This is a genomic window from Agarivorans sp. JK6, from assembly GCF_045277145.1.
GTDB lineage: Bacteria > Pseudomonadota > Gammaproteobacteria > Enterobacterales > Celerinatantimonadaceae > Agarivorans > Agarivorans albus.
Map to the genome: position 1 here is coordinate 2,101,962 of NZ_CP113525.1, position 19,647 is coordinate 2,121,608.

Sequence of the window (19,647 nt, forward strand, 5' to 3'; positions counted from 1 at the left end):
CTTAGTGCACCTTTGCTGGATTGTTTTTCGCGGCGTTAAAGCTGTCTAAACAAGCTTGCTGTTCAGAGCCAAACTGTGGCGCTTGAGTGTATTTAGACCAATCAAGTGGGTCTCCACCAAGCTTGTCGCTAAACTCTGGGTTGCCCATTACTTTCAAGTATTCTAACAAAGCGGCACGCTCCTGGATGCTAAGCAAACGACCGATTCGGCCTGGCATATCAACATCAGTGAATAGATGCCCTTGGTTACCGTTGCCCTTAATACTGGTATCGTGTTTAAAACTACCTGGGCGTTGTTCGGTAATAAAACCTAGATGGTCTGGGTTGTACTCACGATTACCAATATAAAATTGCTTTGGTCGCTCACGAAGTGGCGATAACAGGTGGTATAAAGTAGGCACTGAACCATTATGTAAGAATGGTGGGGTAGCCCACACACCATGTAATGGGCGCGGTTTATAGGCTCGCATATTGGCGATTCTAAAAGGTACATTTAAACCATCGTAGTCAGCAATCAAGGCTTTATCGATGTTGTTGTCTTGATAAAGCTTTGGCACTAAACGATTAAGCAGTATTTGTAAGCCATCGCCTGCATTTACCGGGGCCGAGCCTGGAATAATTTTGCTACCATCGTAGCGGTGATCCATGTAGTTATCTGCAGCAGTAGAGTCAGTGCCGATCACCGAGGTTTTAACCCAAGGCATTGCCCAAATTACCTCGCGCCAATCTTCGCGTACCGCTTGTTGGCCAACAAAAGTAATGTCTCCGTCCATATCCCATTGCCAGTTTACATCTATTTGCTTGTCTGGATTTTCGCCAGGTTTGCTGGCTACTTTCCATTGGTAGGGTTGGACTTTATGCGGTCCATGACAAGCCTGACATTTGTCTAGGAATAAGTCTTTACCTTGGGTGGCCAGCTGGGTATCAATGTTTCCTAGAATAGCTTCCGGCCAGCGCGGTGGCTCTAGTGAGCGTAAGGTGCCTTCAACGCAGTGCATGCCGGCTAAATCGATGACTGATTCACCAAATTCTTCGCTAGTTAATAATTCACCTTCATCATTCACTAGTTTGATTGGCGCCAATACGCCTAGGCTTTCGCCCACGTTCCTTGCCATTGCTTGGTTGGTAAAGCCAGTGTATTGCACCCAATCGAAACGCCATATATCCCAAAGGAAGGGATAGCTAACCGGTGCATTAGCGACACGGTAGTTAGCAGGTTCGTCGAGGTCGTAGCCAAATACTACATTAGCTATTCGGCCTACTGCGTCTGTTCGGCCGCGGCCTTCTTCAACAGGGTAGAGCTTAGGAGCACCAGCGCCCGATACAAATTGCTTAATATTACCCAAGAAGCCCCAAATTTGTTTGCGTAGTTGCTTACGCTGTGCAGGATCTTGTCCTGCAACGCGGTCAGCAAAACGGCTCCATTTACTTGGATTAATGAGGGTTGCGACTACAGAGGCGGCGAGGGTAGTAATAAACTCGCCACGTTTGGCGTTAGAAATGCTTTGCACTGCTTGACCACCATCGATGCGCAGCGCGTTACCTTGGTAGTGAAGCTCACCGGTATGACACATGGCACAGGTAAGATCTAAGCGCTCTTTACCGGATTTAGGGTCAATGTGCCGACCTAAACCTACTGGAAGGTTGCCAGGGTTTAAAGTGGTAGGCTGCTGGCCAGGGGTTACAATAAAGCCCCAGCCGCGCATATTGTCGGGGCTGGTTAATAAATCTTTGGAAAGCGGTAGCTCTAGGTTAATGAACCAATCATATTCTAGCCCTAATAGCTCGGTACCTTGCGGGGTAAAGTAAAAACGCTCACGTTGCTCATCTGTCCAACCTTTGTTGAGGTAGTGAACTTGATTCACTGTCTCTATCGTTAGGTTAGGTTTGAGGAAAGCTTTTAGCCCTAAATATCCAGCTGTGATCAAGGCAATGCCGAGAAAAGAATAGCGTAACCAACGTGGTCCTAATGCTAGCCAAACCTGCCAAATTGCTTTTACTAAACCCCAAACCCAATTTAACAAACGGGTGGTGGCCTTAATAATTAGCTTAAAAGGCAGTAAGACGATTTTTAAGACGAGCAAAAGTAGCCCAGACAGGAGCTGTTTTAGCATAGTTTCAAATCCATTTGTAAGAATGCAAGCGGCCTGCGTCGTGCAGGCCGTAAATGTTGGTTAAATGTTATAGGTATTTTAAGTGGATTGCACTTAACTATTACTAAAACAAAGAGATAGATCTAGGGGCTGTATATCTTTCGAGCTGATTTTTGCAGCAGTTTGTGGCTGATTTATACAAGGCAGAAGCTTTGACGTGTAGCGAGCTTACATGAGAAGCTGATAACGCAGTAGAAATAAGCCACAGAGGCTGCCCAAAGGGTTCGGCTAAAATCGCTTTATGCTTTGTTAAGGTGTGTTTACCTAGAATGCTAGGCTACACACTCTTTGCCGCGCCTAAAGCGATTTTATCGCGAACAAAATTTAACCGCGAAAGATAAACAGCCCCTAATAACAGCATATTTACACTTAGCTGCGAATTAACATTCGATAATGTTTACTGCTAAGCCACCACGAGCAGTTTCTTTATATTTGCTCTTCATATCACAGCCAGTTTCCCACATGGTTTTGATGGCTTTATCTAAAGAAACTTTGTGCTCGCCACTGCCTCTTAATGCTAATCGAGCGGCATTTATGGCTTTAAGTGCGCCCATGGCATTACGCTCAATGCAAGGAACTTGCACCAAACCGCCGATGGGATCGCAGGTTAAGCCAAGGTTGTGCTCTATGCCAATTTCGGCGGCGTTTTCAATTTGTTCGGGGTTACCACCAAATATTGCCACCAAGCCTGCTGCAGCCATCGAGCAGGCTACGCCCACTTCGCCTTGGCAGCCAACCTCTGCACCAGATATAGATGCGTTGGTTTTGTATAAAGAACCAATGGCTGTAGCGGTTAGAAAAAACTGATTGATTGAATCTTGATCGAGCTCTTGAACGTGATTGTGGTAGTAGTGCAATACCGCAGGGATAATACCTGCGGCGCCGTTGGTTGGTGCGGTAACTACGCGGCCACCGCCAGCATTTTCTTCACTAACCGCTAATGCATATAGGTTAACCCAATCCATCACATTTAGTGGGTCAGAGCTCAAGTTTCGCTGCGAAGCCAACTGCCGATTTAAAGTTGGTGCCCGTCTAGCCAGTTTTAAGCCGCCCGGTAATATGCCTTCTTCACTAATGCCGCGTTTTACACATGCTTGCATTGTAAGCCAAATTTGTTGGGTGTAATGGCTAATGGTTCGGGTAGAACAGTGAACTTGCTCGTTGGCCGAGACCACGGCCGCAATGCTTTTGCCACTTTCTTTGCAACGTTGTAATAAGCTCTCGGCGTTCTCGAAGGGATAGGGGTAATGGTGACTCGACGTATCGTTTTCTTGGCCTTCTTCGACAATGTAACCGCCGCCTATAGAGTAATAGGTGGCCGAGATGCTTTTGCCATTGTCTAGGTAGGCATGAAAACTTAAGGCATTACTGTGGGCTGGTAGCTGCTTACGACGATGAAATACAATGGCACCTGTTTTAGCGAAGTTAATGGTCTTCTTAGCTAACAACGATAACTCTTCGGTTTGCTCAACCTTTAGCAGCATCTGATCAACGGTATCAACATCCACTAACTCGGGCGACTCACCCAACAAGCCCAAGATAACGGCCTTGCCTGTGCCATGGCCTTTGCCTGTTGCACCCAATGAACCAAACAGTTCTACTTTAATGTGATCAACTCGATTTAGCTCAGCGTTGCTGTCTAAACGCTCTGCAAACAGCTTAGCTGCTTTCATTGGTCCAACAGTGTGAGAGCTGGAAGGCCCAATACCTATTGAGAATAGGTCAAATATGCTTACCATGTTTAATCCTAGCTAAAGCTGCTTAAGCCACTAAGTTGTTAATTCTGAGATTATAAGTATATTTAGTTATCTGCAACAATGAGAAGCGAAATCACGCAATATTTTAGCGGTGGCTCCCCATATCACATGTTTTTCTACTTCTATAAAGTACACTTCCTCGAGCTTTCCTCTGCGTTTGAAGGAATAGCCGTGGTAATTATCTAGTCGCAAAAAGGGCTGTAGTGGCAATACCATTACCTGAGCCACTTCGTCGTAGTTAAGTTTAAACGACAACGCTTGGTTGGTGGTGGCTATAAAAGGGCGTACCGAAAAATTACTTACTGTGGTTTGTTTTGGCAATTGACCATGAATAGTAAACGCAGTGGGATGAATGCCAATTTCTTCGTAGGTTTCCCTAAGCGCAGTGTGGCTAAGGTTAATGTCTTCGGGATCGTGTTTGCCACCAGGTAAACTTATTTGTGAAGGGTGGTGGCGCAGATGAGCGCTGCGTTGAGTGAGCACTATTTGTTCTGCTTGCCCTGGTTGAGCGATAATTGGTAATAGCACCGCCGCGGCATGTTTAGCGCTGCGAGGCGAATCTTGTTTAGCGAGTTGTAGGAGAAAGCGTTGTAAAAAATGTGTGGTTTCTTTTTGGGACAACGGTTTTCTCCAACTTAGGTTATTCGAGTACCGGAAGAATTCGACTTAATTTATCGAAGGTCTCTTGATATTCGGCGTCAACTTTGGAATCTGTGACAACACCGCCACCAGCCCAACTGTATATTTTTTGATTTTCGCACACTAAGGTGCGAATGGTGATATTGGTATCCATATCACCACTACTAGAAATATAACCAATAGCACCACAATAAGCGCTGCGGCGGCTCTCTTCAAGCTCCTCAATAATTTGCATCGCCCGAATTTTAGGGGCTCCGGTGATCGAACCTCCCGGAAAGCAAGCTGCTAATAGTTGCTCTGCAGAATAGTCTGGGGCAAGTGTTGCGCGGATTGTGCTCACCAAGTGATGCACCGCGGGGAAAGATTCTATGGCAAATAGTTTGGGGACTTCTACGGAGCCAGGGCTCGCGACTCGGCCAATATCATTACGCAGCAAATCAACAATCATGAGGTTTTCGGCTTGGTCTTTTTCGGCAGTGAGTAACTCGTCGGCCAGTTGTTGATCACGCTGCTTATCCGTACTTCTAGGGCGTGTACCTTTAATTGGTTTAGTTTCTATTTCACCATCCTTTAAGCTAATAAAGCGCTCTGGAGAAACGCTAAGAATACAGCTGCCGGGTAATCGTATAAACGCGGAGAAAGGCGCTTGGTTAGCTGCAATAAGGCGCTGGTAAGCTTCTGCTTCTGTTCCTTGATAGCTTGCACTAAAACGCTGCGCCAGGTTAATTTGGTAGCAATCACCACTCAACAAATACTCTTGTACTTGTTCAAATTTGTCATGGTAGGCCGCTTGGTCCATATTACTTTGCCAGGCGCTAGTTAGTTCAAATTTAGGCAACTCTTGGCTTGTTTGAATGCTTAGCCAAAGCTCACGCTGCTTTAAACGTTCAAGGGCAGTTTCTTCGTCGCCAATCTCATGCCATTGAATTAGTGTTGTGCTTTTTGTGTGATGATCAAAAATAAGTGCCCAATCATAAAAGCCTACTGCCATATCTGGAGTGCTTAAATCTTTGGCTAAGCGCTCTGGTAAAACTTCTAAGCTTCTTCCTAAATCATAGGACCACAAGCCTAAGGCACCACCTTCAAAGGGAAATACTGGAGTGCTGGCTTGCTCTTCGGGGAACAGTTGCTTGCGCAAACACTCAAGTAACTCAAAGGGTGCTTGTTCGCTTTGGTAGTGCTGCTCGCCAACCCTAACTTTGGATGTGCCATCGCTATAGGAAATAGTGGCGATAGGATCGGCGACTAAAATATCAAACTGGTTATTCTCGTGAGAGTCGGCAGCCGATTGTAAAAAACAACACCAGTCTTGCTGTGCTAGTTGCTCGAAGAGTTGTACTGGAGAAATAGAAAAAGTTTTACTAACAATCATATAGGTAGTTTTGCGTGACCATTCACTATTCAGAATTGAAGATGTAGATAAATTGTAAAAACTTAGCTTTAGGTTATAGCAGGCTTTGTGACGCAAGGGTATCATAGGCGCTGAAGGATAACGACAACAACCCTAACAGCCGTAGCAACAGCCTTGATAAAAGCTGTTGATAATAAAAGGCAATAATAAGGAAACGTGGAGACTTTATGACCATCATCCGTAAACAGGACTTTATTGACAGTGTCGCAGAATCGCTGCAATTCATTTCTTACTACCACCCCCTCGATTTTGTCACCGCAATGGCGGAAGCGTACGAAAAAGAACAGAGTATTGCAGCCAAAGATGCCATCGCCCAAATCTTAATTAACTCACGCATGTGTGCTCAAGGTTTGCGTCCTATCTGTCAGGATACCGGCATTATCACTACGTTTGTAAAAGTAGGGATGAATGTTCAATGGGATAGTGATCTCACGGTTCAAGAAATGGTTGATGAAGGGGTTCGTCGCGCTTATACCAACCCAGATAACCCTTTACGTGCTTCTATTGTTGCTGACCCTAACGGCGCACGTAAAAACACCAAAGACAATACTCCAGCGGTAGTTCACATAGACTTAGTTGCAGGTGACAAAGTTGAGATTATGGTTGCGGCCAAAGGTGGCGGCAGTGAAAACAAATCTAAGATGGTAATGCTAAATCCATCTGATTCTGTTGCAGAGTGGGTTCTAAAAACCTTACCAACAATGGGTGCTGGTTGGTGTCCACCGGGCATGGTAGGCATTGGTATTGGCGGCACTGCAGAAAAAGCTGCAGTAATGGCCAAAGAATCGCTAATGGATCCGGTTGATATTCAAGACCTCATCGCTAAAGGCGCAGAAAATGCCGACGAAGAACTACGTTTAGAGTTGATGGACGGCATTAACAAACTGGGTATAGGTGCTCAAGGCCTTGGCGGATTAACCACGGTGCTTGATGTAAAAGTAAAATCTTGCCCAACGCACGCGGCTTCTAAACCGGTTGTAATGATCCCCAATTGTGCAGCAACACGTCATGCACATTTTCATTTAGACGGTAGCGGCCCAGCGGTACTAACGCCACCTAAGCTTGAAGACTGGCCAGAGATCACTTGGGATGTTGGTGATAATGTTCGCCGAGTAGATGTAAACAAAGTGACCAAAGAAGAAGTTGCCACCTGGAAAATGGGTGAAACAGTATTGCTTAACGGCAAAATTCTTACTGGTCGCGATGCAGCCCATAAGCGTATTAAAGAGTATCTAGAGCAGGGTAAACCATTCCCTAATGGCGTAGATTTTAATGGCCGATTTATTTACTACGTAGGTCCGGTAGACGCGGTACGAGATGAAGCAGTTGGTCCAGCGGGTCCTACAACGTCTACTCGTATGGACAAATTCACAGACATGATGCTTGAAGAAACGGGTTTAATGGGCATGATTGGTAAAGCGGAACGTGGCCCTGCAACGGTGGATTCTATTGCTAAACATCAGTCGGTTTATTTAATGGCGGTAGGCGGTGCTGCTTACTTAGTATCTAAAGCGATTAAGAATGCCAAGGTAGTGGCTTTCGAAGATTTAGGCATGGAAGCCATCTATGAGTTTGAAGTAGAAGATATGCCAGTTACTGTAGCAGTTGATGCCGACGGTAACTCTGCTCACCAGCAGGGACCAGCAATTTGGAAGGCTAAAATTGAAGAACTAGATGCAAAACTAAGCAAGTAATATATTTAGTTTTGCTTAGGGTCTGTTGATTTTTCGCTGCAATAATCAGCTCGGAAGATCAACAGACCCTAATGAAAGCGGCTTAAGCCGCTTTTTTTTGTGCCATTTTTTTGTTTAACAGGTAATCGGCAGAAAATGGACCTGCTCCCCAAATAACATTAATTAGTATCATTAAACCCCATAGCTGGTGGTCGTAAAAACCACCGGGCCAAAGCACTGGGTAAGACACGACAGCGATGATATTAAAGAAGAACAACTTCAAAGCAAAAATACGGGTAAACAAGCCAAGTACCAGAAATACCGGCAAAATTAGCTCGGCTGCAGTTCCTAGGTAGGCTGCTAGCTCCCAAGGTAAAATTGGCACTTGGTACTCAAGTTCAAATAGATAAAGCGTTGAATCCCAGCTGGTAAGTTTTAAATAACCTGAGCGGAAAAATACAATGGCTACCCATATTCGAGTAAACGTGAGTAATAGAGGGATAAGCAGAAACTGCATCATCTCTACGGCTTTTAGGTAGATATTATAAAGTGGCATCATTTGACTCTCCTATTTCTGATGCAAAACTAAAATGGGATAAACGTTGTAATTGAATAGATTCGCCAAGGAGGGTTTCTAGTTCTGCCAAACAGTGTTGAGGCAGCTCACCTAATGGACGTAATTGCTGGCAATGGCTAAGAAACGCATAACTAAGCGGGGATATTTGCTCTAGCTGAACTTCAAAATCAGCTTGCTTAGTAAATAGTACAAAATCTTGTTCATCTAATTCGATGGCTTCAACTTGGTTTGCTTGAACCATTTGGTAGATAGAAAAAACAGGGTATTGGCTGGCTAGTAAAGACTGATGAGGCGCTAAGTGCAGCACAGCATCACCTAGTTGCTCTGCTGGTATCGATTGGAGAACTTCTACAGTGAAAAGCTGGTTTGTTAATGGTTGGCCAGCCGTCTGTTCAATTTGCCAATCTAGCAGCGCGATATCTGCTAAATAGGGTAGAGTAGATAGTGCGTCTTGTTGTAGTAAGAACTGATTAAAACCCAAGCCAAAGAGGTTGAGGTCACCTTGATTATGACCATGCTGTAAAATGAAGTTTTTAGCGACAAACTTAAAATATTCTTCACCCACTAGCTTTTGCACTGTTGGGTAACTGGCACTCAAAGCTTCGCTAAGGCTTAGCACATAGTTATTTTGGTAGATTTGTATCGACTCTTCAGCGCTTAACGCGATATTGGCTAAGCGAGATTCAAGGCTGGTATCTGTTTGATTTAGTGAGCGAGAAAACTCTTGTTGTAGTTGTTTAAGCACAGTTCACCTCGCTTATAGCAAGATCAATATGTTTAGCTTGCGCCACTTCTTCAATGAGCACCTCTAAGGATGGAAAATCGCTGTCCCATTCAATAAGGGTGGGGATGCTATTGGCATAGTATTGCTGAAATTGGCGATACAGTTGCCATACTGGCTCACTAACTTTTTGGTTGTGGCTGTCAATAAGTACTGTTTTGTTGTCGAGTTGTTTTTCGGTATAACCCGCTAAGTGGATCTCTTTAACTGCAGCTAGGTTTAGTGTCTCTAAGTATTCTTGGTTATCCCAACCTAGGTTATGGCCACTGACATAAACATTGTTAATGTCTAACAGCAAACCGCAGCCAGTAGCTTCAACCAACCGGTTCAAAAACTCCGGCTCATGAATGTGGCTTTCATGATAGGCCAAATACGCCGAAGGATTTTCGATAAGCAGTTGTCGGCCTAAAAAGTCTTGTGCTTGGTTAACGTGTTCTATAAAAACCTGTAAGCACTCTTCCGTGTAAGGTAGGGGCAGTAGGTCGTTATAAAAGCGCCCGTTAATGCTGCTCCAGCTTAAATGCTCAGAGACGATAAAAGGATTAACATCATCAATTAATGCTTTTAGTTTCTCTAAATGTGTTTTGCTTAATGCATCGAAGGACCCTAGCGACAAACCAACCCCGTGCACACTAATAGGGCTGTGCTCAGCGATTTGCTTAAGTAAATGATAATCGTATGAGTGAGGGTTGAAGTAGTTCTCAGCGTGTATCTCTAGCCAATCCAATTGCTGGTGTTTGTTTAGCAACTGTTCTGCATAAGCTGAGCGCAAACCAAGCCCGTATTGTTTTTTTGTCATAGTGGTGTTCGTTTAAGCGAGGGAGTAGGGAGGCTGCCGAACCAAGTTTAGCTGGTTCGGCAGTTACAAATTAGCTAGATTGTTTGCTACCACCAGCTAGTTTGTCACATAAGCCTTTTGGTAATACAACAAAAGCGTCTGATTGGTTGTCGGCTGTCGCTGTGCCGGCACATGAGCTATTTTTGGTAGCACAGTCATTTTTGCCAGCTTTGGCTACGCCGTAACATTTCTCTTTACCTGCAGCAACAGCTGGAGTAGCGGTAAGAGTACCCAATGCGATTAAACCAGTTACTGCTGTAGCGATTGCAATGTTTGAACCTTTCATAATATTTCCTTTATCAAATTGTGTCGTGTTAAGTACAACTTGTTCACTTAGTTGTAGCTAAGGAAACCGCATTACTAAAGAAAAAATTTCGTGAGTTGTGAAAAAATATCAACAATAGAGCAAAGGTTTTTACAATTTTATATTAAGTGGCTTTTTGTTAGTGCTAGGCATGGCGCGGCTTAGGTCTTGATTTTGTTAGCTTTAAAAAAGTTATTTATTTTTTTGATTTTTTTAGTGAAAGATTAGGTTGCAGCTATGTAAAATTAGCTCGCTAGTCACTAGCGAGATACCTACCAAAACTAACTAAGATTTGCCCTTAAGTTACTGTCGAAAATTATGCTGCTGCGTTTTAAACGAACTCTAGGCTGCATATTGTTATTAGCTTAAGGAAACTTCTTGGTATGTGGCTTGTCTACAACAGCGCTTGTAACAGTTACGTGCTTTTTTCTACAAATTAGTTAATTATATCAATACATTGTTTTAACAGGTTGAATTTATGAAACAGCTTATCTTGGCTAGCGCCTTGACACTATTGGCTAGCGCCTGCACAACGGTAGTTGAAGAAGATCAAACTCAGCGCAAAGAACAACAATATCGCGATACCATTATTGTTAGTGCAGAGCCCGGTTTTACTGTGTTTAAGCAACAAACAGTATGCGGTCATCCATTGCTAGAAGAAGCCTTGCGAAATCCCCAACGCTCTGATGTGCATGCTTATGATGCGTTTCATGAAGCCTTTGCTCAAAAATTTGAAGACTTAGGTATTCACTATTTATCTCAAGCTGATGATAGCTGCGATTACTGGATGGCGTTTGCATTGCCTACTAGTCAAAAATTAAGTGATGAACAATTGATGACTTTGTTTGGGGTATCGCCAGGATTGGCGGATGACGGCAACCAAGACTTTCAACGTGCTACCTTAATGATGAGTTTGTATACCGCCCAGTCTAATTACAAAATGTGGCAAGTAAGTCTGCAAGCCTTCGCTCAAGTCGAGACCGACGAAATGGGACGCCGCCAAATAGCCATTAAACCAGAAGGTGTGGATTACGCGGTAAATCGTGTATTTGCTTATTTAAATGTTAAAGACGCGCTGTAAATAGTAGGCAAAAAAAAGCCCAGCTACAGGGGGCGCTGGGCGTTCAATTTAAGTATTTAATTGCAGTGGCATAGATTAAGACCCAGCGTTTTCGATAAAGTTTCAAAAATCTTCATTTTTTTCTTAAAAAAATCCGAGCTCAGTTCTCGTTTTTAGTTTCACCCGCAAATTATGCCTAGCGAATGATTGACATCTGAAGGCCTTAAACGTAGATTTTAAACAGGTGTTTTATTTTTAAGGTGTCATAGTGAGACAAGGAACTAAAAGTAAGATCCTCGATGCAGCTGAACGTTTATTCGCTGAACGAGGATTTGCCGATACCTCGTTGAGGTTAATTACTTCTCATGCTGAGGTTAATCTTGCCTCGGTAAACTACCATTTTGGTTCTAAAAAAGAACTTATCCAAGCCGTTCTTATGCGCTACCTAGAGCAATTTATGCCCTTGGTAGACAAAGCCATGTTAGAACATATAGAAGGTGATACACCGCCTAATCTTGACCAAGTGTTCTCTTCGTTTATTGACCCCTTGCTTGAAATGAACCAAGTGAAGAAACACGGTACCGCAATGTTCCTACTATTATTAGGACGAGGGTATACCGACAGCCAAGGGCACCTACGTAAATTTATTACTCATCACTTTGGAGAAGTGCTCAGCCGTTTCCAAGAAGCGGTGAGGTTAGCTTATCCAGAGTTATCTGATAGCGATATATTTTGGCGTTTGCATTTCACATTAGGAACAGTGGTGTTCACCATGGCGTCGAGCACTGCCCTAAAAGATATTGCCAGCGCCGACTTTAATGAAGATTTAAATACCGAAGGATTAATCAGAAAAGTAATCCCCTATTTGGCAGCCGGTGTGGGTGCGCCAACCTAAACAATAAAAACTATAAAGTACGTGAAATAAGGATTTGACCATGACTATTTTGTTAATGTTAATAACCGCTGCGGTGGTGCTGTTGTGCATACCCGATACGCGTAAAAAGCTGGTAACTCGACCTGCTTTTAAAGTGTTCAAGAAAATTCTTCCTCCCTTATCTCAAACCGAGAAAGAAGCGATGGAAGCCGGTTCTGTGTGGTGGGATGGCGAATTGTTTGGCGGCAAGCCAGATTGGAACAAACTGCACAATTACCCAAAAGCTACTTTAAGTGAAGACGAACAAGCCTTTATGGATGTTCAAGTGGCCACGCTTTTAGACATGCTGGATGACTTTGATATTGTGCAAAATCAACGTGATCTACCACAGCAAGTATGGGACTATTTAAAAGCCGAAGGTTTCTTCGCACTTATTATTCCTAAATCTTACGGTGGCAGAGAGTTCTCGGCCATCGCCAACTCAACCATCGTAAGTACCATCGCTACTCGCAGTTTGTCTGCGGCGGTAACTGTTATGGTTCCGAACTCCTTGGGCCCTGGTGAGCTGTTGCTTCACTATGGTACCCAAGAGCAAAAAGATCATTGGCTCCCAGGATTAGCTGACGGTACTCATGTTCCTTGTTTCGCGTTAACTGGTCCTGAAGCTGGCTCTGACGCCGGTGCTATTCCCGATAAAGGCATAATTTGTAAAGGTGAGTTTAACGGCGAAGAAGTGGTTGGTATTCGTTTAAATTGGAACAAGCGTTACATTACTTTAGCTCCGGTTGCTACCGTAGTGGGTTTAGCGTTTAAGCTTTATGACCCAGAAGGACTGCTAGGTGATCAAGAAGAGTTAGGTATTACTTGTGCGCTTATTCCTGCCGACCACCCTGGTGTTCGTACTGGTGATCGCCATTTCCCACTAGGCTTAGCGTTTATGAACGGCCCAACTTTTGGTGAAGATGTATTTATCCCGCTAGATTGGATTATCGGCGGCGCTGATTACGCGGGTAAAGGCTGGCGTATGTTGGTTGAATGTTTATCTGCTGGTCGCGGTATTTCTTTGCCAGCCCTTGGCACCGCTGTGGGCCATATGAGCTCGCGTACAACCAGTGCATACGCTTACGTTCGTAAGCAATTTGGCTTATCGATTGGTCGTTTTGAAGGGGTAGAAGAAGCGCTTGCTCGAATAGGTGGCATGACTTACCAACTAGAAGCGGCTCGTCGTTTAACTGCAGGCGCTCTAGATTTAGATCAAAGCCCAGCCATTGTTACCGCTATTGCTAAATATCACATGACCGAAATGGCGCGTACGGTATTAGACGACGCCATGGACATTCACTCTGGGCGTGCAATTCAGTTAGGTGCCATGAACTATCTTGGCCACGCCTATAACGGTGTACCAGTGGCAATTACCGTTGAAGGAGCAAATATTCTAACCCGTAACTTGATGATCTTTGGTCAAGGTGCAACCCGCTGTCATCCATATGTACTTAAAGAGCTACAGGCTGCGGCAAATCCTGATGAAGAAGCTGGTTTGGCAGAGTTTGATAGCTTGCTTCTAAAACACATTGGTTTTGGTGTTGGCAACTTTGCGGGTAGTTTATTCCAAGGTTTAACAGGTGCTGCGTTTAACTCAAGCCCAGTATCGGGCGACACTGCGGTTTATTATCGCCAGTTAACAAGAATGAGCCGCGGATTAGCGCTATGTGCCGATATGTCTATGCTAATTCTAGGTGGCGATCTTAAACGTAAAGAGCGTATCTCTGCCCGTTTAGGTGATGTGTTAAGTAATCTTTATCTAGCTTCTGCCACCTTAAAGCATTATGAAGATCAAGGCCGTCCGGCAGAAGATCTACCTTTTGTTAAGTGGGCAGTTGAGCGTAACTTGCATGAGATTGGCGTTGCTTTTGAAGGCTTCTTCCAAAACTTCTCAAACCGAGTTGTAGCTCGTGTGCTTAAAACCGTTGTTTTCCCTTATGGCAATCGCTTTAAGTTGGCCGACGATCAAATAAGTCATCAAATTTGTGAAACCATGATGACGCCAGGAGCAGCTCGCGAACGCTTAAGCCACTTGTGTGTAACCACTGGCGGTGAAGGTGACGCAGTAGCGATTATTGAGCAAGCATTCTTAGCTATGTATAAGGTTCGTCCTTTAGAGCGCAAAATTTCTAAGGCACAAAAAGCTGGCCAGTTACCGCGTAAAGTCGCCCTAGCAGAGATTGTTGAAAAAGCTCTAGCGCAAGACATCCTTTCTAAAGAAGAAGCAAGTAACTTGCTAGAAGCAGATAGGTTGCGTTACCAAGCTATTCAAGTTGATCACTTCGAACCTGGTGTATTAGAAGCGAAAAATGCACCTATAGAGTCAGAAGTTAACGTAGCTTAGCGTTACAGCAGTTTGTAGAAAAAGGATGCGAAAGCATCCTTTTTTATTGCCTGATATCTAACAGTTAATCTTTTAAAAAGTTCAATAGCCTAGATGTAAGACTTAGGTGGTTATCAGAGTTATCTTGTGTATTTTACGCGCTAGGTTTAGTGGTTTGAACACAACTAATAAGCGATGCTGCAGTTAACGTATCGAGAGGGTAATAGAATACTTAGTACGAAGCTGTTTAACGCTAATGGTGCTGGAGAGCGTTAAGCGAAAATGCTGACAAACAGGCACAAAAAAGCCAGCGTTCGCTGGCTCTTAGTAGATATTTTACAGTGATTTATCAGTGCGCGAGTCTTTAAGGCTTTGCTTAACTTTGCGTAGATTCTCTCGGAATTTTTCGCCTCGGCGTAGGGTAAAGCCGGTAGCCAATACGTCAATCAGTGCCATTTGCGCAATGCGTGATGCCATAGGCATGTAAACGTCTGTGTCTTCTGGTACATCCATAGACAATACAAGGTTACATTCTTTGGCCAGCGGTGAGTCTTTACTGGTAATGCCAATCACTGTTGAGTCGTTTTGTTGAGCAAGTACCGCTATATCAATCATTGCTTTAGTGCGGCCAGTATGCGAAATCAGAATAATCACATCTTCTTCGGTAGCCACAATGCAGCTCATGCGCATCATCACTACATCGTCAAAGTAACTAACCGGCACATTAAAACGGAAGAACTTGTTTAATGCGTCTTGAGCAACTGATGCAGAAGCGCCTAGACCAAAGAAAGAGATTTTCTTGGCTTGGGTCAATAAATCTACAGCGCGATTTACTGCATTAGGGTCTAAACTGTTTTTTGCTGCTTCGAGGCTCGCCATAGACGATTCGAAAATCTTAGAGGTATACGCTTCTGGGCCATCTTCTTCGTCAACATGGCGGTTAACGTAAGGCGTGCCGTTAGCTAAGCTTTGAGCTAAGTGCAATTTAAAGTCTGGGAAACCTTTAGTGTCTAAGCGCCGACAAAAGCGGTTTACTGTCGGTTCACTTACGTCAGCGAGTTTTGCTAATGCAGCAATACTTGAATGAATCGCCGTTTGAGGGGAGGCGATAATTACCTCAGCAACCTTACGTTCTGATTTGCTGAAGTTTTCTAAATTTTTAGTAATTTTTTCAAGCGTATTCATAATATCCGTTATTTTTAGCGCATTTGTTATGTCGACGTTGTCAAATGTAATAATTTTTCAACAAAATTATATGTCATACAATTACACAGACACTTTAGTAAAACAAGCTGAATTATGAGCAATCATAGACTAGGGAAGGATTTTATAGTTTGAGCTAGGTCTAATATCTTTGAAAATGAGTATGCAATTAGTAATTTACTAACGAAATTTCAGAACAAAAGCGGTAAAATTCGACAACATAAATATAGTACAGCCATCTTAATCTGAGTTTGTTAGGATGCGTAATAATATTTTTCTATTTTTTGAACTTGGTATGAAGGAAAACAAAATGGCCGGTTTTGGTTTAATTGCCGACGTAGGTGGTACAAATATTCGTTTAGCACTTGTTGAACTTAAAACAGGTGAAATAGGGCGTTTAAAAAAGTATTTATGTGCTGACTACCCAAGCATCGCTGATGTGATTTCCCTGTACCTTAAAGAGCAGCAAGAGACTGTAACTCAAGCTTGTGTTGCCATTGCTTGTCCTACCGACAAAGATTGGATCGCGATGACCAATCACAGCTGGGCCTTCTCTAAGAAAGAAGTACAAGAACAATTAGGCTTTGAAGGTTTCCATGTAATTAATGATTACACTGGCATTGCTATGTCGATCCCAACATTGACTGATGAGCAAAAAATCCAAGTGGGTGGTGGCGAAGCTAAAACAGGCGCACCAATCGCAGTATACGGTCCTGGTACAGGTCTAGGTGTGGCCCACTTAATTCACCACGACAGCGAATATGTATGTATTCCGGGTGAGGGCGGCCATGTAGAGTTTGCCGCAAATGATGAAAAAGAAGCACATGTTTTAGCCTTTTTGCAAAAACGTCTGGGCCATGTTTCGGCAGAGCGCCTACTTTCCGGCCCTGGTCTAGTAAACATTTACGAGGGTCTCATGGATATGCATGGTAAAACTGCAGAAAACTTTGAGCCTTCAGATGTAACGTCTCGCGGTTTAGACGGCAGCTGCCCGGTGTGTGTAGAATCAATGGAAGTGTTCTGTCGTGCTTTAGGCTCGTTTGGCGGTAACTTGGCGCTTAACATGTCTACCTTTGGCGGTGTATACATTGCTGGAGGTATCATTACACGCTTTATGGATTTCTTTAATAACAGCGAGTTCCGCAAGCGTTTTGAAGATAAAGGCCGTTTTGTAGATTTTGTGGCAAAAGTGCCTGTTTACATCATTACTGAAGAACAACCAGGCTTGCAGGGTGCAGCTGCTTACTTACGTCAAAGTAACGGCTACCGTATCTAGGTCTAATAGCTGTTTAATGAAAAAGAAGCTTCGGCTTCTTTTTTGTTTGAGTCAGCAAAAATTGTTTAAGAACTCGGCAGTTGCCAGTATTTGGCCAAAAAGTTATTGACCCAAACATAAGTGATCCGTAATCTAGCGCCTCATTATTGCTAAGCGCAATAAATCAAATAAGGTGACGTGTCCGAGTGGCTGAAGGAGCACGCCTGGAAAGTGTGTAAGGGGCAACCCTTCGAGAGTTCGAATCTCTCCGTCACCGCCATCTTCAAGTTTAAAGACGTCCAAGGGCGTCTTTTTTCTTTTCTGAAATAAATTACCAACATTACTTGCCTTGCTTATATTGGTTATTTCAATCTGTAAACCCTTTGCTGCCCGCTTAACTTAAGGCCGCGGAGTAAGCAGACAGTGCCTTAGAAAGTTCATGATGGATCCGATCCATCAATGGTGAGTAACGCTGTCAAATCCTCTTGATTAATATGCCTGCATCGCAACAGGGCGATATCAACTAGAGGTAGATATGTTTCAATTATTAATTCAATTTGGACAGCAAGTTTGCGTATCTGCAACACTTGCTTGTTTAAGTAAAAACACGGGAGGTGCGCTATGAGCATCGCCCAACAATTAATCCAAAGCTCTCCGTATATTGCTTTGTTCATCACTTTGGCGCTTGGCTATTTAATAGGTAAGATCACCATTGGTCGGTTTGTACTAGGCGGCGTCGCCGGTACCTTATTAATGGGTGTAGTCGTTGGTCAACTTGGTGTTGATATTGACCCTGGTGTTAAAAGCATTTTCTTTGCATTGTTTATTTATGCTGTAGGTTTTCAAGGTGGTCCTCAGTTCTTTGGCGCGTTAAACCGCAAAACCGTTAACGTTATTTTGTCAGCCGTTGTTATGACAAGCGTTGGTTTATTTGTGGTGTTAGGTGCTGCTTGGATGTTTGATCTTGACCGCGGAACTGCAGCTGGTTTAGCAGCTGGTGGTTTAACCCAATCTGCCATTATTGGTACCGCTGGCGATGCCATTGGCAAATTAGGCGGTATTACTGAAGAAGCCAAAGCCTTAATGCAAACTAACGTGGCTGTAGGTTATGCGGTAACTTATATCTTTGGTTCGCTTGGTCCAATTTTGATGGTGACTTGGATTATTCCAACACTGATGAAGTGGGACATTCGTAAAGAAGCTATTGAACTTGCCGAGGGACAAAACGATGGTAAAACAGAGTTATCTGATGGTGAATTTAACGCAATTACAGCCTTAGACTCACGTGCTTATCGTATCGATAGTAATAGCGCGCTTTTACATAAAACCATCGCCCAAGCTAACGATAGCTTGATTGATACAGCAATCGAGTTAGTGCAACGCGAAGGTGAGGCGCTAGCTTCAAATGAAGTCACTTTCAGAGAGAATGATGTAGTAGTAGTGACAGGTCGACGCTCTGCAGTTAAGCAACAGGCAAGCTTGTTAGGTGAAGAAATTGATATTCCTAGTTCGGTAGAATTAGTTGAAGAAAATCGCCAACTTATTGCTACTAACTCTAAGCTAATCGGTAAAACCCTAGGACAAATAAAACAGCTAGCACAAAAGTCGTTAACTCGTGGCGTATACATCACTGATGTAAATCGTGGCGGAACTAGCTTAGCGGTTAATGCTGATCTAGTCATTAAAAAACACGATATTGTGCAAATTACCGGTAAAGCGGCAGACTTAAACCGTGTTGCAAATAATATTGGCCAACGTTTAGGTTCAGCTTATGTGACAGACTTTGTATTGTTTGGTCTTGGTATGGTTGTTGGTTTACTTATTGGTTTAATCAACTTCAAAATTGCTGGGATTCCCGTAACTATTGGTTCTGGCGCAGGCTGTTTGATTTCGGGTCTAATGGTTGGCTGGTTACGCAGTAAAAACCCTAAAGTTGCTTCCTTCCCAATGGGTGCATCAAACTTTATTCGCGACTTTGGTTTGGCAGTGTTCGTGGGCATTGTTGGCCTACAGGCTGGTCCTCAAGCAATTGACGCCATCCGTGAGCACGGCTTAACCTTACTTATGCTAGGTGTAGGTGTTACCTTAATTCCGCAAATTGTGGCTTTCTTCTTCTCTTATTATGTATTGCGAGTAAGAAACCCTATTGAGGCGCTAGGTGCTATAGCCGGTGGTAGAAGTGCTAACCCTGCGTTCGCAGCTTTGTTAGAAAAAGCAGGCAACGCGACTCCAGTATTCTCGTTCACGGTTACCTACGCAATTGCAAACGTATTGCTTACATTGTGGGGCCCTATCATCATCGGGATAATTACCACTAACGTTGGCTAATAAGCTAACGCCAATTAAAGGGGCTCACTCATGTTTGCCTCTTTGATGCGGCAAGTAGACTGCCCTTAATAAATAACCCAGCAGCAAGTTTCTCACGGAGCTTGCTGCTTTTGCGTTTTAGCCGCTAATCATTATGCATTGCTTGCATTGGCGGTTAGTTTTTTGGGCTGAAAACAATGCTTGTGTGATTCTAATATAAAGTTACCAGCGACTAACCAGGTTCGGTTTAGCGCCTAATAGTCAAGCACTTATCCAGAAGGCGTTCGTCTTTCCCCTTTTTTTAAATACTTATTTAATCAATGCTTTAGCTATCTAATGTTTAAGCTTATTTAGAGCTTAAAGACTAGAATAAACCTGGTTTTGTGGTGTTGATGGACCAGATCCTTCATTGGCGATTAACTCGATTTTTCTCTGTTACTTAATATACCTC

At 43.6% G+C, this 19,647-nt stretch carries 15 protein-coding genes and 1 tRNA gene; 7 read left to right on the forward strand and 9 right to left on the reverse strand.

Annotated elements, in window-relative coordinates; all coding sequences use genetic code 11:
- Nucleotide 1: 1 nt before the first annotated feature.
- The 4 genes from OV592_RS09805 to pabB all read right to left on the reverse strand — a co-directional run bounded on the left by OV592_RS09805 (nt 2) and on the right by pabB (nt 5,920).
- Nucleotides 2–2,113 (reverse strand): di-heme-cytochrome C peroxidase, encoded by a 2,112-nt coding sequence (locus OV592_RS09805; protein ID WP_406611251.1) that lies wholly within the window; start codon nt 2,111–2,113, stop codon nt 2–4.
- A 419-nt stretch (nt 2,114–2,532) separates the two neighbouring features.
- On the reverse strand, nt 2,533–3,891 hold the full coding sequence (locus OV592_RS09810) for an L-serine ammonia-lyase (RefSeq protein ID WP_406611252.1): 1,359 nt from the start codon (nt 3,889–3,891) through the stop codon (nt 2,533–2,535).
- 66 nt (nt 3,892–3,957) lie between these two features.
- Entirely contained in the window at nt 3,958–4,530 is a 573-nt protein-coding gene (locus OV592_RS09815; protein WP_406611253.1) for a CoA pyrophosphatase, read from the reverse strand.
- Nucleotides 4,531–4,549: 19 nt separating this feature from the next.
- Entirely contained in the window at nt 4,550–5,920 is a 1,371-nt protein-coding gene (gene pabB, locus OV592_RS09820; protein ID WP_406611254.1) for an aminodeoxychorismate synthase component I, read from the reverse strand.
- A gap of 206 nt (nt 5,921–6,126) precedes the next feature.
- On the opposite strand from pabB, the gene OV592_RS09825 reads away from it, so the two are divergent.
- Nucleotides 6,127–7,653, forward strand: a complete 1,527-nt coding sequence (locus OV592_RS09825; RefSeq protein WP_406611255.1) for a fumarate hydratase — start codon at nt 6,127–6,129, stop codon at nt 7,651–7,653.
- 82 nt (nt 7,654–7,735) lie between these two features.
- Here OV592_RS09825 and OV592_RS09830 read toward each other — a convergent pair whose 3' ends face one another.
- The 4 genes from OV592_RS09830 to OV592_RS09845 form a co-directional block, all read right to left on the reverse strand.
- Nucleotides 7,736–8,191, reverse strand: coding sequence for a DoxX family protein (locus OV592_RS09830; RefSeq protein WP_221077365.1), 456 nt, complete (start codon nt 8,189–8,191; stop codon nt 7,736–7,738).
- Complete coding sequence (locus OV592_RS09835; RefSeq protein WP_406611256.1) at nt 8,175–8,954, reverse strand: putative DNA-binding domain-containing protein; 780 nt, start codon at nt 8,952–8,954, stop codon at nt 8,175–8,177. The genes OV592_RS09830 and OV592_RS09835 overlap by 17 nt, the downstream gene beginning before the upstream one ends.
- A complete protein-coding gene (locus OV592_RS09840; RefSeq protein WP_016401849.1) occupies nt 8,947–9,789 on the reverse strand; it encodes a DUF692 family multinuclear iron-containing protein in 843 nt (280 codons plus the stop codon). The genes OV592_RS09835 and OV592_RS09840 overlap by 8 nt, the downstream gene beginning before the upstream one ends.
- 70 nt (nt 9,790–9,859) lie before the next feature.
- Nucleotides 9,860–10,114: a DUF2282 domain-containing protein gene (locus OV592_RS09845; RefSeq protein WP_016401848.1), complete on the reverse strand. Its 255-nt coding sequence runs from the start codon at nt 10,112–10,114 to the stop codon at nt 9,860–9,862.
- Nucleotides 10,115–10,610: 496 nt separating this feature from the next.
- Here OV592_RS09845 and OV592_RS09850 point away from each other — a divergent pair, with 496 nt between their 5' ends.
- The 3 genes from OV592_RS09850 to OV592_RS09860 all read left to right on the forward strand — a co-directional run bounded on the left by OV592_RS09850 (nt 10,611) and on the right by OV592_RS09860 (nt 14,452).
- Complete coding sequence (locus tag OV592_RS09850) at nt 10,611–11,213, forward strand: hypothetical protein (protein ID WP_406611257.1); 603 nt, start codon at nt 10,611–10,613, stop codon at nt 11,211–11,213.
- A 247-nt stretch (nt 11,214–11,460) separates the two neighbouring features.
- Complete coding sequence (locus tag OV592_RS09855) at nt 11,461–12,087, forward strand: TetR/AcrR family transcriptional regulator (protein WP_220721244.1); 627 nt, start codon at nt 11,461–11,463, stop codon at nt 12,085–12,087.
- 40 nt (nt 12,088–12,127) lie between these two features.
- A complete protein-coding gene (locus OV592_RS09860; protein WP_406611258.1) occupies nt 12,128–14,452 on the forward strand; it encodes an acyl-CoA dehydrogenase in 2,325 nt (774 codons plus the stop codon).
- A 315-nt stretch (nt 14,453–14,767) separates the two neighbouring features.
- Here OV592_RS09860 and OV592_RS09865 read toward each other — a convergent pair whose 3' ends face one another.
- On the reverse strand, nt 14,768–15,616 hold the full coding sequence (locus tag OV592_RS09865; RefSeq protein WP_016401844.1) for a MurR/RpiR family transcriptional regulator: 849 nt from the start codon (nt 15,614–15,616) through the stop codon (nt 14,768–14,770).
- A gap of 328 nt (nt 15,617–15,944) precedes the next feature.
- Between OV592_RS09865 and OV592_RS09870 the strand changes: the two genes are divergently transcribed.
- From OV592_RS09870 to aspT, 3 genes are all read left to right on the forward strand, one after another.
- Nucleotides 15,945–16,910, forward strand: coding sequence for a glucokinase (locus tag OV592_RS09870; RefSeq protein ID WP_406611259.1), 966 nt, complete (start codon nt 15,945–15,947; stop codon nt 16,908–16,910).
- Between the two features lie 171 nt (nt 16,911–17,081).
- Nucleotides 17,082–17,169: transfer RNA gene (locus tag OV592_RS09875), tRNA-Ser, on the forward strand.
- Nucleotides 17,170–17,510: 341 nt separating this feature from the next.
- Nucleotides 17,511–19,217 (forward strand): aspartate-alanine antiporter, encoded by a 1,707-nt coding sequence (gene aspT, locus OV592_RS09880; protein ID WP_406611260.1) that lies wholly within the window; start codon nt 17,511–17,513, stop codon nt 19,215–19,217.
- The last annotated feature ends 430 nt before the right edge of the window (nt 19,218–19,647 follow it).

Excerpts from the sequence above, each read along its gene's own strand:
- OV592_RS09840 (WP_016401849.1), bottom strand. The coding sequence starts at position 9,789 with ATGACAAAAAAACAATACGGGCTTGGTTTGCGCTCAGCTTATGCAGAA.
- OV592_RS09830 (WP_221077365.1), bottom strand. The coding sequence starts at position 8,191 with ATGATGCCACTTTATAATATCTACCTAAAAGCCGTAGAGATGATGCAG.
- OV592_RS09810 (WP_406611252.1), bottom strand. The coding sequence starts at position 3,891 with ATGGTAAGCATATTTGACCTATTCTCAATAGGTATTGGGCCTTCCAGC.
- OV592_RS09865 (WP_016401844.1), bottom strand. The coding sequence starts at position 15,616 with ATGAATACGCTTGAAAAAATTACTAAAAATTTAGAAAACTTCAGCAAA.
- OV592_RS09845 (WP_016401848.1), bottom strand. The coding sequence starts at position 10,114 with ATGAAAGGTTCAAACATTGCAATCGCTACAGCAGTAACTGGTTTAATC.
- OV592_RS09805 (WP_406611251.1), bottom strand. The coding sequence starts at position 2,113 with ATGCTAAAACAGCTCCTGTCTGGGCTACTTTTGCTCGTCTTAAAAATC.
- aspT (WP_406611260.1), top strand. The coding sequence starts at position 17,511 with ATGAGCATCGCCCAACAATTAATCCAAAGCTCTCCGTATATTGCTTTG.
- OV592_RS09850 (WP_406611257.1), top strand. The coding sequence starts at position 10,611 with ATGAAACAGCTTATCTTGGCTAGCGCCTTGACACTATTGGCTAGCGCC.
- OV592_RS09870 (WP_406611259.1), top strand. The coding sequence starts at position 15,945 with ATGGCCGGTTTTGGTTTAATTGCCGACGTAGGTGGTACAAATATTCGT.
- OV592_RS09860 (WP_406611258.1), top strand. The coding sequence starts at position 12,128 with ATGACTATTTTGTTAATGTTAATAACCGCTGCGGTGGTGCTGTTGTGC.
- pabB (WP_406611254.1), bottom strand. The coding sequence starts at position 5,920 with ATGATTGTTAGTAAAACTTTTTCTATTTCTCCAGTACAACTCTTCGAG.
- OV592_RS09825 (WP_406611255.1), top strand. The coding sequence starts at position 6,127 with ATGACCATCATCCGTAAACAGGACTTTATTGACAGTGTCGCAGAATCG.